The organism is Nocardia sp. 852002-51101_SCH5132738, assembly GCF_001665695.1.
Classification (GTDB): domain Bacteria; phylum Actinomycetota; class Actinomycetes; order Mycobacteriales; family Mycobacteriaceae; genus Nocardia; species Nocardia nova.
Map to the genome: position 1 here is coordinate 21,038 of NZ_LZML01000023.1, position 16,999 is coordinate 38,036.

The window sequence follows — 16,999 nt, forward strand, 5'->3', positions numbered from 1 at the left end:
TTCTACCTGGAGAGATCGCCGTGATCACGCCGAGCGGTGGATGCCGTCGCGAGCGCATTAGGATAAAGTGTGTACCCACTAACAACGCCGATCGGCACCGGCGTCGGCCCGGAAACGAGGAGGACTCGTGGCCAGAACCACGACGACCGGGAGTTCCACGATCCCGCCCACCCCCGCCAATGACGCACCGCCGGTACGGCGCCGGCTCACCGCCGAGGCGCGCAAGAGTTCGATCCTGGCCGCCGCGCGCCGCGCCTTCAGCGAGACCGGCGATATGAACGGCACCACGGTCAAGATGATCGCCGAGCACAGCGGTATCAGCGAGGGAATCATCTACCGGCACTTCGAGAGTAAGGATCAACTGTTCTTCGAAGCGGTGGTGGAACCGCTCAAGTCGGCCGTCGACGATCTGGTCGCCGCGACCGCCGTCGTCGACCGCGATCAGCCGCTGACCCCGCAACGACAGCTGGAGACGCTCAAAGGTCTGTACCGCCAACTGATTTCGACGCTCGACGAGGTGCTGCCGCTCCTGGGCCTGGTGCTGTTCGGCGATCCACAGGTGGCCCGGCGGTTCTACCGGGAGAATTTCGCGGTCGCCATGGACCGGCTCGCCGAGGCGTGGCGCGAAGTCGAGGATCGTTACGGATTCCCCTTCGAGTCGCCCGACATCTCCGCCCGCGCGGTGATGGGCATGGCACTGATGCAGGCCCTGGAAACCCGGCACGGCACCGCCAAGAAGGCCGACCGCGACCGGGCCGTCACATTGATCAGCGAGGGCACGGTCAAGGGATTCTTCCCGGTGATCGAGGGGGCCGAATCCGATGAGCCCACAGCATGATTCACCGCGCGGCACCGCGTCGCGCAACGGCTTGGAGATCGTGACGGAGTTGTCGCGCCGCTTCGCCGCCGGTGACGGCGCGGGCGCGCTGGCGCTGTTCCACCCCGACATCCGCATCGAACAACCGGCCTCACTGCCACACGGCGGCAGCTACCACGGACATGCCGGGGTGGCCGCCATGGGCGAGTCGTTCGGACGGTACTGGGAGCGCAGTATCGACAATCCGCGCATCTTCGGCTCCGAGGAATCGGTGGTGCAGTTGACCACCCAGACCTGGACGGCCAAGGAATCGGGGCGGCACGCCACGGTCGACGTGGTGGAACTGTTCTCCTTCGCCGACGGCATGGTCCGCGAGATCCGGGTGTTCCAGCAGGACACCCACGCCCTGCTGGAAACGCTCGAGCCACGGTGAGAACCTCGGCAGCCGAACATCTTCCGGCTGCCGAGGGCGCGAGCTCAGGGCACGTCGACGACGACCGCGGTGCCCATCCCACCTCCCGCGCACATCGCCGCGACGCCGACCCCACCGCCGCGGCGCCGCAGTTCGTGCACGAGGCTCAACACCATCCGGGTTCCCGTCATCGCCACGGGATGTCCCAGACTGCACCCACTTCCGAGGACATTGACCTTCTCCTCGTCGAGCCCCAGCGCCCTGGTCGCGGCGACCGCGACCGAGGCGAAGGCCTCGTTGATCTCCCAGAGCGCCACATCGCCCACCGACAGTCCGGCGCGCGCGAGCACCTTCTCGATCGCGGGCGCGGGCGCCAGGCCGGTGTCCGCGGGCACGACGCCCACCGACGCCCAGGCCCGGACCACGGCCAGCGGCTCGATTCCGCGCTCGCGGGCCAGTGCGCGGTCCGCGACCACCACCGCACCGGCCGCGTCGTTGATGCCCGCGGCGTTCCCGGCGGTGATGCCGAAGCCCTCGATCTCGGGATGCAGCGGTTTCAAGGAGGCCAGCTTCTCCAATGACGATGTGCGCCGGGGATGTTCGTCGACGGCGAAGGTGACCGTACTGCCGTCGCGACGGGTTACCTCGATCGGCACGATCTCCTCGGTGAAGCTGCCGGCGTCGATCGCGGCCACCGCGCGCTGATGGGAACGCAACGCCCACTCGTCCATCTGCGCGCGCGTTATCCCGGCCTTGACCGCGGCGTTCCACCCGACCGTGATCGACATATCCCGCACGGGTGCGTCCGGAGTTTCGCGGTGACTGGGCGCGAGCCAGTCCTCCTCCCATTCCTCGGAGCCCGGAATGCGCCGATTCACCGTCGGTGCGGTCGAACTCGACTGCACGCCGCCGGCCACCACGATCCGATCCATTTCGGCGATCACCGAGGCGGCCGCGCTCTGCAGGGTGGACAGTCCGGAGGCGCAGTGCCGGTTGTGCGCGATACCGGGCGCGTTCACCAGCCCGGCCTCGATGGCGACGTACCGGCCGATCGCCCCGCCGCCGTACAGCGATTCGCCGAGGATGACGTCGTCGACGAGTTCGGGTTCGACGCCCGCGCGGCGCACCGCCTCGGCGACGGCCGCCGTTCCCAGTGTGAAGGCGTCGGTTTCGGTGAGCGACCCCTTGTATGCCGTCCCGATCGCCGTGCGCGCGCCCGAAATGATCACGGCCTCATGGCTCATTGGTGCCACCCCGATTCTCAAATAAGTAAGTGTTCTCTAACTTAGATATCGTAACGACGGCCCGGCGCACGGGCAACGGCCCGCTTCGGCGGCAACGCGCCATCGGCCCGCGAGATTCTCAGCGCGCGGTGACCAACCGGCCGGGGACCGCACCGGTGGTTTCGTCGTGGTCGACGAGCACGTGTCCGTTGACCAGCGTGTAGTCGTAACCGCGTGCCCGCTGCACGAATCGCTGTGCGCCCAAGGGGAAATCGGCGGCCATCTCCGGCGCGAACAGGTCGAGATTCGCCAGATCGATGACGTTCACATCGGCGTACGCGCCCGGTGCGAGCACCCCGCGATCGGCGATTCCGAACAGATTCGCGGCATCGACGGTCAGTCGCCGGACGGCCGGGCCGATCCCCAGCAGTGCCCGATCCCGCACCCAGTGCCGCAGGAAATAGGTCGAATTGCCGGCGTCCATGGTCAGCGCGACGTGCGCACCCGCATCGGCGACGCCCAATACGACGTCGGGGTTGGTGATCATGCGCGCGACCGCGTCCAGATCCTGATTGAGCACCGGGTAGTACAGCAGTCCACGGCCGTTCGTCTCGAGCGTGTAGTCGATGAAGGCGGCCGCGGCGCCGACGCCGCGCCGACGCGCCTCGGCGGCCAGGCTGTTGTCCGCCCCGACGTCGTAGGCGGCCGAACCCGGCGGCAGCAGATACATTTTCGCCGGATCCTTCGGCGCCAGCGGACCTGATGCCTGCGAGGGCAGTTCGGCTTCGGCGATCAGGCGGTCGCGGACGTCGCCGCGGGCCAGCAACTCGAGCCGCGTAGCCGGCGGTTCGGCCATCACCTCGGACCAGGTGGGCAGTGCGTCGTACGGGGTGCGTCCGGCGATTCCGTAGACGATCGCGCTGCCGCGCACCGCGGTCATCGGGCGCAGATCGGCACCTCGCGCGCGGGCCCCGGCCGTCTGTTCCATCACCCAGGACCACAGTCCGGGACGCCGGTCGCTCTGCATGATCGAAAAGGTCAGGGGCCGAGCGGAATTCAGGCTCACCTGTTCCATCCACGCCATTTCGGCGCGGGAATTGGCACGGTCGGCGCCGTCGCGCTCGCCGATGCGCGGGACCACCTGGAAGGTGCCGCGCCCGCGTTCGGCGAGGACGCCGGCGATCGCCGACAGCTCCTCCACGTCGGCGAAGGTGCCCGGCACCGGCCGCCCGTCCGGCACGGTGTGCATATAGGTCCTGGAGGTCGAGAAGCCCAGCGCTCCGGCGTCGACGGCCTCGCCGACCAGTTCCGCCATCGCGGCGCGGTCTTCGGCGGTGGCGGACGCCTCGTCGAGACTGCGCTCCCCCATGACGTAGTAGCGCAGGGCGGCGTGACCGATCAGCCCGCCGACGTTCACGCCGAGTTCGCGGTCGCCCAGTGTTTTCAGATAGTCGCCGTAGGTCTGCCAGCCCCAGTCCAGCCCGGCCATGATCGTGTCGGCCGGGATGTCTTCCACCGACTCCATCATCGCCGCCAAGTAGCCCTCCTGCCCCGGCCGCACCGGCGCGAAGGTGACGCCGCAATTGCCCATCACCACCGTGCTCACGCCCTGATAGCACGAGGGCGTCGCGAGCGGATCCCAGAACAGCTGGGCATCCAGATGGGTGTGCACATCGATGAACCCGGGGGTCACGAACCGGCCCGACGCGTCGATCACTCGGCGCCCGGAGCCGACCGCCGGGCCGATGTCCACGATCCGGTCCCCGTCGATCGCCACCTCCGCCCGACGCGGCGGCGCACCCGTTCCGTCGACCACGTTCCCACCGCGAATCACGATGTCATGCATGGTTTTCCATCCTTCCCGGTGCGGGCCGCCCGAGCATAAATAAGCAGGTACTCACTCAACATAACCCGGGAAACGCTCGCGTATCACCGGGTACCGTGAGAAAGTAGGTACTTACTTGTTAGGCCCTGCTCCGGATTACCGTCCGGAGCACTCAGCGCAGGAGTCGACGTGGGATCGATGGACGGCCGGACCGCACTGGTCACCGGCGCGAGCCGCGGCATCGGCCGGCGGATCGCCGAACGCTTCGCCGCCGAGGGTGCGGCGGTGGCGGTGGTGGCTCGCACCGCCGAACCGGGCGCCTCGACGCTTCCCGGTTCCATCGAGGAGGTCGTGGCGCACATTCGCGATCAGGGCGGCCGGGCAGCGGCGATTCGCGCCGATCTGACGGTTCCCGCGGAGGTCGAGACGGTCGTGGCACGGGCCGAAGCGCTACTCGGGCCGGCCGACATCCTCGTCAACAATGCCGGGGTGAACTTCTACGGCCCGGCCCTCGACATCCGCCCGCACCGCTACGGCCTGATGTTCCAGATGATGGTGCACACCCCGTTTCGCCTGTGCCAGTTGGCGATTCCCGGGATGATCGAGCGCGGGCGCGGCTGGATCCTCAACATCACCTCCAAACAGGCGCGCCACCCCCTGGGGCCGCCCTATCCGGAGTGGGCCGCCGACGGCTGCGTGCCCTACGGCATGTGCAAATCGGCGCTCGATCGCCTGACCACCGGCCTGGCGGCGGAGGTGTACGGCACCGGCGTGCGGATCAACAGTCTGGGCACCTCCGGTCTGGTCATGACTCCCGGCGTCGCCGTCGTCTCCCCGCACACGCCGGACAACACCCCGGTCGAACCGGACGACGCCATGGCCGACGCCGCTGTGCTTTTGTGCACGTCCCCCCACGACACCGGACGCATCGTCTACAGCATGGAACTGCTCGGACGGCCCTTTCCCGACGGCCCGTGGGCCCTGTCGGCCACCTACTGAATCGCGCGACACCGGAGGACAGTCATGCACGTATCCGTCGATCCCGACCGCTGCCAGGGCCACGCCCGCTGCTGGGAGATCTGCCCGGAGGTCTTCGACCTCGACGACGAAGGGCACGGCCGCGCAACGCTTTCCGAGGTGCCGGCCGACCTTCGCGACCGGACCCGCGAAGCGGCCGACAACTGCCCGGAACGGGCAATCGTCCTGAGCTGAGCCACCCGCTCTCGGCCACCGCCGGCGCATTGCGCGCCCGGCCTATACGTCGAGGTCCGCCCACCGTCACGGGGGCGGACCTCGACGTACGCGGGCCGCAGCCGGCCCGCGACATGTCACGACTCGGGAATCGAGGCCGGATCGGCGGGGGTGAAGTCGTAGACCCGCGACGCATTGCCGACGGTGATCTTGTCCTGCACGTCCTGCGGAAGGTGCCCGAGCCACTTGCCGGCCATCTGCACGGTGTCCGGCCAGGTGGAATCCGAATGCGGGTAGTCGCATTCCAGCATCACGTTGTCCTCACCGATGATGTCCAGCAAGCGAATTCCCGCTTTGTCCTCGATGAAGGTGCCGTACACGTGGTCGCGGAACAACCGCCGGATATCGGTATCGAGATCGAAGGTCGCTTCGCCCTTCTGCTCGCCGCGTTCGTGCGTGGCGTTCATGCTGATATCGAACCGCGAGGCCCAGAACCGCTGTTTGTCGACCACCTGCTCGGCGCGTTCGAGGAAGTACGGAATCCAGCCGATGGACCCCTCGGAGAGGGCGATCTTGAGATTCGAGTACTTCACGAAATTACCGCTGAACAGCCAATCCAGCAGTGTCCCCGCCTGATTCGCGGCCGCGGAGTAGGCCATGAAGGCCAGCGTCGGCATATCCTCGGAGGTCCGAATCATATTCGAGGACGATCCGACGTGCATCGAGATCACGAAGCCGGTGTCGTCGCAGGCGCGAAAGACCGGATCCCAGAAGTCGGTGTGGATCGACGGCAGGCCGAGTTTGGTCGGGTTCTCGGAGAAGGCAATGGATTTCGCCCCCAGCGCCGCGGTGCGCTCGATTTCGGCCGCGGCGGCGACGGGATCCCACAGCGGGATGATCATCATCGGGATGAATCGGCCGGGATAGGCCTGGGCGAATTCCTCGAGAATGAAATCGTTCCACGCCCGCACGCACAGCAGCGCGAGCTCCTTGTCCTTCGCCTCGTGGAAGATCTGGCCGCAGTAGCGCGGGAGCGAGGGGAACAGCATCGACGACAGCACGTGCCCCTGGTTCATATCGGCGACCCGCGCCGCCGGGTCGTAACAACCCAGCCGCATCTCCTCGTAGGTGATCGGCTCGGGGGAGAATTCCTCGCGCTTCTTACCGGCCACGGCGTTGAGGCCGGTGGTGACGATCTGGCGATCCTCGTAGATCCAGAATTCCGACTTGTCCTCCCGGACGATCCGGGGGCCGGTCTCGCGCCACTTCTCCGGCAACCGCTCCTGCCACAGCCGCGCCGGCTCGATGAGATGGTCATCAACCGATATGAACCAGCTGAACGACATGGGATCTCCCAACTCCGGTAACAAAGCGAATACTTACATACAAGGTAGCCCGATGCCGGGGCGGGCGCCAGGGCTGCCGACGATTCGTTGCCCGGTCAACCGGTTCACACGATGACGGTGCGCACGCCCTCGGCCCGGGAGAGCAGCTGCACACCCTTGTTGATCTCGTCGAGCGAAATGCGATGGGTGATCATGGATTCCAGATCCAGGCGCCCCGCCTCGGCCAGCCGGATGAAGCGCGGGAAGTCGCGCAGGATCTGGGCCCCGCCGACCACCGATCCGGCGATCCGCTTGCCGGAGAACACCGTCGAGATCGCGGGCAGCGTCAGTACATCCGCGGTCGAGGGCATGCCGACCAGCGTCACCACACCCTCCACCCGGGCCATATCGATGGCTTGGGTGACGAGTTCGGGACGGCCGACCACCTCGAAGGTGAAGTCGGCGCCGCGCCCGCCGGTCAGCTCCCGTACCTGCGCGACCGGATCGCCGGCCTGCGGGTCGACGGTGTGGGTGGCGCCCACCCCGATGCTCGCGTCCCGGCGGCCGGGCATCGGATCGACGGCGACGATCGTGGCGGCACCGGCGATATGCGCCCCCTGGATGACCGACTGCCCGACCCCGCCGCAGCCGATCACCGCCACCGACGAGCCCGGGGTGACGCCGGCGGTATTCAGTGCGGCCCCGAGGCCCGTGGTCACCCCGCAGCCGAGCAGGGCGAGCTGTTCATCGGCCAGATCGGTCTGCACCGCGACCACCGACGCCTCGTGCACGACCATCGCCTCGGCGAAGGTTCCGCAGCCGCACACCGCAGCGGCACTGCGGCCGTCGGCGAGCCGGAAGCGTTGTCGCCGTTTGACTTCCGCGTTGAGCTCGCAATGGTTCGACATGCCGTTGACACACGACCAGCAGTGCCCGCAGGCCGGTGTCACCGAGGCGAGCACCCGATCGCCCACGCGCACCCGGCGCACCTCGGCGCCCACCTCCTCGACCACCCCACACCCCTCGTGGCCGGGCACGATCGGCAGCGGCAGCGGCGAGAGCCCGTTGATGACGGTGAGGTCGGTATGGCAGATGCCGCTGGCGCTCAGGCGCACCACCACATCGTGGGGGCCGGGTTCCGGCAGGGGCAGATCTTCGATTTCGAGGGGCTGGCCGACCTCGTAGGCGACAACGACTTTCACTGCGTACCTCTGACGATCGATTCGGATGGGCCGCGACTCCCGCCGCCGCGCCCCGCTTGTCAAGCGAGTGCTTACTCATATTAGGAGCGCGACGGGTGTCCCGGCGCCGATTCGCCACACCGGAGCGGCGAGGCCTCCGTCTGCCGCGGAATGCGGCGCGACCTTGACATCCTCTATCGCCGGTGCGAAGTTAGTAACTGTGTGCTCACTTACTCAAGGCACACTTTCCTGACCGCGGGCGATCCCGGAGGTAGCGCAGAGATGGAATACGGGTTGATCGATGCCGACGGGCACTACTACGAGCCCGACGACTGCTTCTCGCGCCACATCGAGTCGCGCTTCGCCGATCGCACCATCCGGGTGGAACGCGGCACGGACGGACTGGGTCGCATCTTCCTGCGCGGGCAGCGCACCTTCATGAGCGTGATGCCCGGCGACTACGCCTCGGCGCCGGGCGCGCTGCAGGGACTGTTCGTCGGCGGCGTCGCCGACGGATTCACCCATCGCGAGGTGGTGACCTCGAAGGACCACCCGGAATTCGCCGAGCGCGGTGCGCGTTTGGCCGTTCTCGACCGGCAGGGCGTGGATGCCACGATCATGTTGCCGACACTGGGTGTGGCCGTGGAGTACGACCTGCGAGACGACATCGAGCTCACCTACGCGAGTCTGCGGGCATTCAACCGCTGGCTCGAGGAGGACTGGGGATACGGCGCCGACGGGCGGCTGTTCGGCGTGCCGATGCTCTCGCTGCTCGATATCGACCAGGCCGTGCGTGAGCTGCACCGGGTACTCGACGCCGGTGCGCGGATGGTGCATCTGTGCCCCGGCCCCATCGCGGGCCGCTCCCCCGCCGACCCGATCTTCGATCCGTTCTGGGCGACCGTCTCCGATGCCGGAATACCGGTGGCCTTCCACGTATCCAACAGCGGCTACCAGCATTTCTACGGCACGCACTGGTCGGAGAACCCGGACAATCCGTCGCATCAGCAATCGCCGCTGCAATGGGCGCTGTGCAATACCGAACGCCCGGTGGTCGACACCTTGATCGCGCTCACCCTGCACAACCTCTTCGGCCGCCACCCGGGTGTGAAGATCGTCTCGATCGAGAACGGCTCGAATTGGCTTCGCCCCCTGTTCAAAACGATCGACAAGGCCGCCGCACTCGGCCGCCGCGGCCCGATGATCGGCGGCAAGTTGCCACCCCGCCCGAGCGAAGCACTGGCCGAACACCTGTGGGTCTGCCCCTTCCCCGAGGACGACGTGCACGACCTGATCGACGCCATCGGCGCCGACCACGTCCTGTTCGGCTCGGACTTCCCCCACCCCGAGGGCCTGCGCGAACCACGCGACTACCTGCCCCGGCTGGAAACCTGCGATCCCGACGTCCGCCACCAGGTTTTGCGCGGCAATACAGCGGGACTACTGGGACTGAACTGAACATCTCCCTGCCACAACGGCAGCCGACACCCAGGCATTGTGGCCGAACCAATCGTGCAAACCCCGCCGCATGACGCGGTTTTCTCCGATTTTTACCGAGGTTTGCACGATCTGTTCGGCCGGCACCCGACCCGACCACATGGGCCAGCCGGTCGCGAACCGATCCCGTCAATCCATCTGGCGCGCGACTTTCGTGGCGAGCAACTCGTCCACCTGAGAGTCGTCGAACCCCAACTCGCGCAGCACTTCCGCGGTGTGCTCGCCGACGCCCGGAATCATCAGGCGGGGCCCCCCGGTCACGTCGGGGCCGGTGCGCAGCAGGGGGCCGATCTGTTCGAAATAGCCCCAGTCGGCGGTCCGATAACCGACGACCCGGCCGAGTTGGTGGTTCACCGGATCGTCCAGGATGGCGTGGCGGAAGCGGTTGCGGTCCATCGGCTCGATGAGTTCGGCGAGGATGCCGAGTTCGCGCAGCCGGCGCACCCAGTCGGCGGCGGGGGCGGTCGCGAAGGTGAATTCGAGTGTCGCCTCGGCCGCGCGGGCGGCGCTGTCGTCGTCGCTGCGGAGCGGGACGTAGTCACCCAAGCCCGAGCTCGGGCCACCGGCGGCGGCAGCGACGAATCCGTCCAGCTTCCACCAGGATTCGGCGTCGGCGACCACGAGTGCGAACCACTCGCTGTCGGAGCCCTCGTAGATTCGATAGCCGGGACCGTACCCGGTCTGCCGCTCGTCCAGTGCCGGGCCGGCGACGAGTTCGCCGTCGCGCACGAAAACACCGCAGTGCATGAGCATTCCGGCGCCGAGCAGACTGGTGATCACTTGCTGACCGCGCTGCTGGGTGGCCCGGGCGTAGAGACCCAGCGCGATGCCGGCGGCGGCGACCCAGCCGCCCGCCATATCGATCGGTATCCAGGTCGCGGCCAGCGGCTCGTTGTCCGCGCCGCCGATCGCCCGCTCGAAACCGGTCAGCGCCTGCATCAAGGCGTCGTTGCCCGGGTAGGCCGCCCGCGGGCCGGTGGCGCCGAAAGCACTGGCGTGGCAGTACACCGCGTTCGGATTCAGGCGTGCCACGGTGTCCGCGTCGATGCCGAGCCGCTCCGCGACGCCGACGCGAAAGTTGTGCAGCACCACATCGGCGCAGGTGAGCAGCTTCCGAAGCACCGGCCGCGACTCGGGAGCGTTGATATCCAATGCGAGACTGCGCTTTCCGCGTTGGCAGGCCGCCACCGCATAGGCGGCGGCCCGCATCGCCTCACCACTCGGTGGCTCCACCTTGATCACATCGGCGCCCAGGTCCGCCAGCACCTCGGCGGCCAGCGGCCCGGCGACGAACGCCGAGAAGTCCACGACGCGTAAGCCCTCGAAAAGCCCTGCGGCAGCGCGCGTTCGCGAGGCGCGAGGCAAACCCGAGGCCGGACGCAGCGGGTGGATCTCGAACGGCGAGCCGATCATCAGATCCTCGTGTCCGCGGTCGGAACGGGTGACGGCCAAACCGGTTGCGGTGGTGTGCGGATCGCGCAGCACCTCCCCCGGCCCGAGCACCGGCTCGCAGGCCACCCCCGCGGCGCGCAGCCGCTCGATCCATTCCTCGCGCGGTCGTGTGGCGAACAACGACGTCCACCGCTGCGCGCGGGCCCGCAGTTTGCCGGTGGTCTGGTCGGTGTAGTAGCCGTCCGGACTGGGTTCGTCGCCGAGGACCTCGATCACCGCCTGATACATGCCCTTACCGCCGAACCACACCTGCAGCAGTTCGCCGTCGGCGCAGCGGTAGAGGAAATTCGGGAAGGTCGAGCCGTGTTCCCAATACGATTCGACTTCGGGCGCGGCGCGTTCGGATCGGCCGATCATGCAGCCGAGGGTGGCCAGCATCCCGTCGTAGAGCGAGGTTTCGCTCCAGCCGCCCGTACCGGTGCCGACGCGGCGATGCAGCAGCGCGAATACCGAGGTGAGCAGCAGGAAGGCAGCCCCCATGCCGGACGCGCGCACCTCGGGGAAGATCGGCCCGGGCCGATGGCCCCGCAATTGCGTGCAGAAGCCGGCCCGCGCCTCGACCAGGAGTCCGAAATCCTCGACCGTTCCGGCTGCGGTGCGACTCGGCCGGCAGCGTGCGTACACGAGCGCGGGATTACTTGCGGCGCACTCAAGAAACCCCAGTCCGCGCGCCTCGACGAGATCCTCCGGACCGTAGACCAGCGCGATATCCGCCGTCCGCAACAACTCGGAAATTTCCGCCGCCTCGCTGGTGGTGAGGATGCGCTTGTCGCGATGCCAGACGCGGCCCCACGGCACCGCGGCGTCGATCGGCGCATCCTCGCCGACCACCCGCACCACACGTGCCCCGAGATCGGCCAGCAGCATTCCCGGCAGCCCAGCGGCCAACCCCAGCCCGAGATCGCTGACCCCCACCGCGATCTCGACCACCGTCAAACCCGTGCAGGGACCTTCGCCACTCATATCAGAGCCCTTTCGAACAACCATCCGACGTCGCCGGGACCGCTGGACAAGCCGGTGAACCGACAGCCGGCGCACTCTGCGCGGGCACCCCCGCCGGAACCGAAACGCCCTCGGCCCCGGCACATTCGGTGTTCATCGCCCGACCCGAACGGGCAGTTCCAATCTCGGCAGCACCTCTTCGGCGGCCAGCCGAACCACGTCCAGCGTGTCCGATCGCGTCGCCGGCGCGATCACGAAATGCCGCACGCCCGCGTCGACGTATTCCTGCAGCCGCACCGCGACCTCGTCGGGTGTACCGGCCGGCGCGATTCGCAGCAGCATGTCGCCCGGTTTGCCGCCGTAGGCGCCACCGAGGAAATCGGCCACCTCGGCGCGGGCGCGGTCACCGTCGCGGCGAATCGAGCAGTACAGATACATCGTCCACTCGAAGTCGGTGAGGTCGCGGCCGATCGTCGCCGCTTCCTGCCGAATCGCGGTGACCGAGCGGGCATACGCCGACGGCGACACGAGATACGGCATCCAGCCGTCGCCCCGGCGCGCGGCGCGACGCATCGCCGGAGCTTTGCGCCCGGACACGATCAACGGCGGGCCGCCGGGTCGCATGGTGGAGCCGTCGGGGTTGCGGACCGGGCGCAGATGCAGATCGCGGAATCGGAAGAACCGGCCCTCGTGATCGACCGGTTCGGCGCGCCACAGTGCGCGCAGCACATCCATCGCCTCGTCGGTGCGGGGGCCGCGTTCGGACAGCGGCACACCGACGGCCTCGAATTCGTGCCGGAACTCCCCGCCGACCCCGAGCCCCACCGACACCCGCCCGCCGGAACGGGCATCCAGATCGGCGAGTTGTTTGGCCACGATCACCGGCGGATAGAGCGGCAGCAGCAGCGTCGCCGTTCCGACCCGGACGCGTTCGGTCCATGCGACCATCAGCGACAGACGGGTGACGGCCTCACCGGTAGGACTCGGCGGCAGGATGTGGCCGCCCTGCCAGACGGATTCGATGGGCAGGCGTTCGGCAGCGGCCAGCCAGTCCCGATCCGGTTCCGGCATCGCGGCTGCCCCGAAGACGATGCGGTCGGCGGACATCCGACTCCTTCGGCGAGCAGTGCGCCGATGCCCGATCGGCACCGACCACACGAAGATAGCAAATGCTCACTTATCATGATAGTGGTTATAGGCAGCAACGACTCGCTCCTGGAGGCCGGATGAACGCGATACCGGGTATCCCGCCGATGGTCACCGAGGAGACCGAGCCCTTCTGGGTAGGGGCCGCCGCCGGCCGTTTGCTGGTCGAACATTGCCCCGCCTGCGGAGCCGATTCCTTCCCGCCCCGGGGCATCTGCCGACGATGCCGGCGCCGCGCACCCGAATTCGTCGAAATCACCGGTCCCGGAACGGTTTACAGCTTCACCGTGAACTATCAGCGCTGGCTGCCCGAGCTCGAGGTCCCCTATGCGATCGTGCTGGTGGAATTCCCCGGCCGCCCCGGCGTGCGGATCCCCGGACGGGTGCGCGGCTGCGCGCCGGACGAGGTGACGATCGGCATGCGGGTCGACGTCGGATTCGAGCCCGGCCCGGGCGGATACGCCGTCCCCAGCTTCCTCGCCCGCGACGACGGGACCGGGGTCACGCGATGAGTACGGACCTGTTCGAGCATCGCGCCGTGATCTCCGGCATCGGTCAATCCGCGATCGCCCGCCGGCTCGACCGCTCCGGCCTGCAGCTGACCCTCGACGCCATCCTCGCCGCCGTCGCCGACGCCGGGCTGACCGTCGACGATATCGACGGCCTCGCCATGTTCCCCGGCGGAGGTGTCGCCAATGTGCCCGGCTACGCCAACGGCAATCTCTACGAGGTCCAGGACGCGCTGCGCATCACGACCCGCTGGCGCCAGGGTCTCGTCGAAGGCATGGCACTGCCGTTCTACGGTCCGGCGCAGGCGATCGCCACAGGCCAGGCCCGCCACGTGGTGATCTGGCGGACCGTGAAGGAGGGCAGCGCCGCCCGCGCCGCCGGTGGGCGCCCGGCCTACGGATCCACCAAACCCGCAGCCGAAGGCCCGCAGGCATGGCTGCTGCCGATCGGGATGCTGTCCCCGGTGTGCCAGATCGCCCCGTTCGCTACCCGCTACATGTACGAATTCGGTCTCACCCGAGCGCAATTGGCGTGGATACCGGTCACCCAGCGCACAAGCGCCGCCCACAATCCCGACGCAGTCTACCGTTCGCCGCTCACCGTCGACGACTATCTGGCCGCGCGGATGATCTCCTCCCCGCTCTGTTTGTTCGACTGCGATGTGCCGGCCGACGGCGCGACCGCGATCGTGGTGTCGGCGGTCGAGACGGCCCGCGATCTACGCGCACCGGTCCGCATCGAGGCGATGGCCGGCGTGGTGGACGGGCGCCCGGCCTGGGACCAGTGGGAGGACATGGGCCGGGTGGGCTACGCGACCGCCGCGGACCTGTGGGCGCGTACCGCGCTGACTCCCGCCGATGTGGACACCGCCCAGCTCTACGACGGTTTCAGCATCGAGGCGGTGTGGTGGCTCGAGGCGATGGGCTTCTGCGGCACCGGCGAGGCCGGGGACTACATCGACGGCGGCAAGCGCATCGCGCTGGGCGGTGAGCTGCCGCTCAACACCTGGGGCGGTCAGCTCTCGGGCGGGCGATTGCACGCCGGATTCGGCCACACCGCCGAGGCGGTGCGGCAGCTGCGCGGCGAGGCGGGCGCGCGGCAGGTCGCCGGCGCCGAGGTCGCGGCGGTGACGAATGTCGGCGGAATCGAGTCCGGCGCAGCGCTTTTGACGCGCTGGTGAGGTAGCAGTACCGGTGACGGCGAAGGAGAGATGATCATGGTGGAGCGTCCGGGCCGCGTGGACGGCAAGGTGGCAATCGTGACGGGTGCGGGATCCACGCCCGGGCCCGGCATCGGCACCGGAAAGGCGACCGCGGTGGCACTGGCACGGGAGGGCGCCGCCGTGCTGCTGGTGGACCGGTATGCCGAGCGCGCCGAACAAACCCTGCGGATGATCGAGGAGGAGGGTGGCAAGGCCGCGGTCTTCGCGGCCGATCTGACCGAGGCCGCGGCGTGCGAGGCCATGGTGCGTACTGCCGTGGACTCCTTCGGCGGACTGGACATCCTCGTCAACAATATCGGCCTGGCCGCGGTCGGCACGGTCGTCGACGTCTCCGAAGCGGACTGGGACCGATCCTTCGACATCAATCTGCGCACCGCGTTCCTCTCCTCGAAGTACGCGGTGCCGGCACTGGCCGAACGCGGCGGCGGATCGATCGTGAACATCTCCTCGATCTCGGCACTGCGCGGCGACGGCACGGTCGCCTACTCCGCGGCCAAGGGCGGCCTGCTCGCGATGACCGTCGATATGGCGTATTCGCACGGCCGCCAAGGGATTCGGGTGAACGCGATCGCGCCCGGGCACATCACGACGCCCATGGTGCTCTCGGTGTCGGCGCCGGGGCCGCGGGCGGAATTCATGAACACCATGCGGTCGGAGGCGGGTCTGCTGGGCACCCCCGGTGACGGCTGGGACGTGGCCTGGGCGGCGACCTTCCTGGCCAGCGACGAGGCCCGCTGGATCACCGGCATCACCCTGCCGGTGGAATCGGGCGTGCTGAGCGTGACGCCGCTGATGATGGCGCCGCACCTGCGCGGGGTCGCGGACCCGGACCGGCCCGAGCCGGGCGAATCCACGCCGCCCGCCCCCGAATCCGGCCACTGAGCCACCGACGCCACCGGGGGCCGATCCCGATCGGGCGCGACAGACGGTTGTACATCACCCTCGCGATCTCTAGAGTAAGTAAGTGAACACTCTCATAGTTGAATAATCTTCCTGGTACAGAAGGAGTTCGGGATGGCTGACCCCGATGGCGCCGGAACCGCCCTGTGTGAGCGATATGCGGTCGCCGATGTCGACTCCCACATCATCGAACCGGCCGACCTGTGGACCTCGCGGATCTCGAAGAAGTGGGGCGATCTGGTTCCGCACGTCCGCTTCCACGAACGGCGGCAAGAGGATTACTGGTACATCGGCGACAAGAAGCTCTACGGCGTAGGCGCTTTCGCACAAGCCAAATGGCCCGAGTTCCCGCCCTCACATCCGAAGAAGCTCTCCGAGGCCTTCCCCGCCGCACTCGACGCCAAGGCGCGGCTCGCCTATATGGACGAGGTCGGCATCTACTACCAGGTGATGTATCCGAATATTCTCGGCTTCCACAGCCACGTCTTCCTGAACCGGATGCCGCACGAGCTGGCCACCGAATGCGTTCGCGCGTACAACGACTGGCTGGTCGAGTGGTGCTCGGCGGATTCGCGCCGGCTGGTTCCGATGATGATGCTGCCGTTCTGGGATATCGACGAATCGGTCACCGAGATGAAGCGGGCCTACGAGATGGGCCACAAAGGTGTGCTGTTCGCCGCTCGCTACGACAAGGTCGGCCTGCCCCGCCTGGTCGAGGACTACTGGGAGCCGCTGCTCGGCCAGGCCCAGGACATGGGACTGTCGATGAACTTCCACGTCGGCTTCCTCAACTCCCCCGACGATCTCAAGGGCGCGGTCGACCAATCGCAGAAGCTCGACTTCACCAAGGAGAGCGCGCTGGTGCTGCTCGGCAATGCGCAGAACATCGCCGAGGTGGTCGTCAGCGGCGTCTGCCATCGCTATCCGAAGCTGAATTTCGTCTCGGTGGAGAACGGCGCCGGCTGGCTGCCCTTCCTGGGCGAGAGTATGGACTGGCAGTGGCTCAACGTCGGTGCGCACCACGAATATCCGGATCGGCTGCTGCCGAGTGAATACATGCGCCGCCAGATCTATGGCATGTACTGGTTCGAAAACCGTTCGCTGCGACCGGTGATCGGCGAACTGGCCGACAATCTGATGTTCGAAACCGATTTCCCGCACGCCACCAGCCTCTCGCCGGGGCCGGCCTCGGAATCACCGAGCCCGCGCGACATCATCGATCGTTCACTGACCGGAATTCCGGAGCAGACGGTCGCGAAAGTCCTGCAGCACACCGCGACCCGGCTCTATCACCTCGATCCGCCGCAGCGGAACCGACCCTGACGACACGACATCGGAGGGCGGCGTGAGCGACCA

General features: G+C 67.9%; 15 protein-coding genes. 9 read left to right on the forward strand and 6 right to left on the reverse strand.

The genetic code is table 11. The features are described 5' to 3' along the window. Nucleotides 1-127: 127 nt before the first annotated feature. The gene (locus A5789_RS02710) at nucleotides 128-838 is read left to right on the forward strand and encodes a TetR/AcrR family transcriptional regulator (protein ID WP_227462955.1); all 711 of its coding nucleotides are present in this window, start codon (nucleotides 128-130) and stop codon (nucleotides 836-838) included. After that, entirely contained in the window at nucleotides 822-1,250 is a 429-nt protein-coding gene (locus A5789_RS02715) for a nuclear transport factor 2 family protein (RefSeq protein ID WP_063018693.1), read from the forward strand. The genes A5789_RS02710 and A5789_RS02715 overlap by 17 nt, the downstream gene beginning before the upstream one ends. 44 nt (nucleotides 1,251-1,294) lie before the next feature. Here the strand turns inward: A5789_RS02715 and A5789_RS02720 are convergent, their stop codons facing one another. Together A5789_RS02720 and A5789_RS02725 are read right to left on the reverse strand one after the other, a co-directional pair. Further along, the gene (locus A5789_RS02720) at nucleotides 1,295-2,473 is read right to left on the reverse strand and encodes a thiolase family protein (RefSeq protein ID WP_064906458.1); all 1,179 of its coding nucleotides are present in this window, start codon (nucleotides 2,471-2,473) and stop codon (nucleotides 1,295-1,297) included. Between the two features lie 118 nt (nucleotides 2,474-2,591). Continuing rightward, nucleotides 2,592-4,298: an amidohydrolase family protein gene (locus A5789_RS02725; RefSeq protein WP_064906456.1), complete on the reverse strand. Its 1,707-nt coding sequence runs from the start codon at nucleotides 4,296-4,298 to the stop codon at nucleotides 2,592-2,594. 177 nt (nucleotides 4,299-4,475) lie between these two features. Here A5789_RS02725 and A5789_RS02730 point away from each other — a divergent pair, with 177 nt between their 5' ends. Together A5789_RS02730 and A5789_RS02735 are read left to right on the forward strand one after the other, a co-directional pair. Next, entirely contained in the window at nucleotides 4,476-5,276 is an 801-nt protein-coding gene (locus tag A5789_RS02730) for an SDR family NAD(P)-dependent oxidoreductase (RefSeq protein ID WP_197516544.1), read from the forward strand. A 24-nt stretch (nucleotides 5,277-5,300) separates the two neighbouring features. Further along, nucleotides 5,301-5,489 (forward strand): ferredoxin, encoded by a 189-nt coding sequence (locus A5789_RS02735; RefSeq protein ID WP_030517864.1) that lies wholly within the window; start codon nucleotides 5,301-5,303, stop codon nucleotides 5,487-5,489. Nucleotides 5,490-5,605: 116 nt separating this feature from the next. Here A5789_RS02735 and A5789_RS02740 read toward each other — a convergent pair whose 3' ends face one another. Continuing rightward, complete coding sequence (locus A5789_RS02740; RefSeq protein WP_064906453.1) at nucleotides 5,606-6,814, reverse strand: amidohydrolase family protein; 1,209 nt, start codon at nucleotides 6,812-6,814, stop codon at nucleotides 5,606-5,608. A gap of 104 nt (nucleotides 6,815-6,918) precedes the next feature. Next, on the reverse strand, nucleotides 6,919-7,995 hold the full coding sequence (locus tag A5789_RS02745; protein WP_063018683.1) for a Zn-dependent alcohol dehydrogenase: 1,077 nt from the start codon (nucleotides 7,993-7,995) through the stop codon (nucleotides 6,919-6,921). A gap of 261 nt (nucleotides 7,996-8,256) precedes the next feature. Between A5789_RS02745 and A5789_RS02750 the strand changes: the two genes are divergently transcribed. Beyond that, nucleotides 8,257-9,432, forward strand: a complete 1,176-nt coding sequence (locus A5789_RS02750) for an amidohydrolase family protein (RefSeq protein WP_064906452.1) — start codon at nucleotides 8,257-8,259, stop codon at nucleotides 9,430-9,432. A 168-nt stretch (nucleotides 9,433-9,600) separates the two neighbouring features. Here the strand turns inward: A5789_RS02750 and A5789_RS02755 are convergent, their stop codons facing one another. Beyond that, nucleotides 9,601-11,886 carry a CoA transferase gene (locus A5789_RS02755; protein WP_064906451.1) on the reverse strand — a complete coding sequence of 762 codons (2,286 nt, stop codon included), beginning with the start codon at nucleotides 11,884-11,886 and terminating at the stop codon, nucleotides 9,601-9,603. A 132-nt stretch (nucleotides 11,887-12,018) separates the two neighbouring features. Then, on the reverse strand, nucleotides 12,019-12,972 hold the full coding sequence (locus A5789_RS02760; RefSeq protein WP_064906449.1) for an LLM class flavin-dependent oxidoreductase: 954 nt from the start codon (nucleotides 12,970-12,972) through the stop codon (nucleotides 12,019-12,021). A gap of 119 nt (nucleotides 12,973-13,091) precedes the next feature. Here A5789_RS02760 and A5789_RS37605 point away from each other — a divergent pair, with 119 nt between their 5' ends. The 4 genes from A5789_RS37605 (at nucleotide 13,092) to A5789_RS02780 (ending at nucleotide 16,966) form a co-directional block, all read left to right on the forward strand. Next, complete coding sequence (locus A5789_RS37605; RefSeq protein ID WP_063018665.1) at nucleotides 13,092-13,523, forward strand: Zn-ribbon domain-containing OB-fold protein; 432 nt, start codon at nucleotides 13,092-13,094, stop codon at nucleotides 13,521-13,523. Next, nucleotides 13,520-14,701, forward strand: a complete 1,182-nt coding sequence (locus tag A5789_RS02770) for a hypothetical protein (protein WP_063018663.1) — start codon at nucleotides 13,520-13,522, stop codon at nucleotides 14,699-14,701. Before A5789_RS37605 ends, A5789_RS02770 begins: the two co-directional genes overlap by 4 nt. A gap of 36 nt (nucleotides 14,702-14,737) precedes the next feature. Further along, on the forward strand, nucleotides 14,738-15,625 hold the full coding sequence (locus A5789_RS02775; RefSeq protein WP_064906479.1) for an SDR family NAD(P)-dependent oxidoreductase: 888 nt from the start codon (nucleotides 14,738-14,740) through the stop codon (nucleotides 15,623-15,625). A gap of 132 nt (nucleotides 15,626-15,757) precedes the next feature. Next, nucleotides 15,758-16,966 carry an amidohydrolase family protein gene (locus A5789_RS02780; protein WP_064906447.1) on the forward strand — a complete coding sequence of 403 codons (1,209 nt, stop codon included), beginning with the start codon at nucleotides 15,758-15,760 and terminating at the stop codon, nucleotides 16,964-16,966. Nucleotides 16,967-16,999 lie beyond the last annotated feature (33 nt).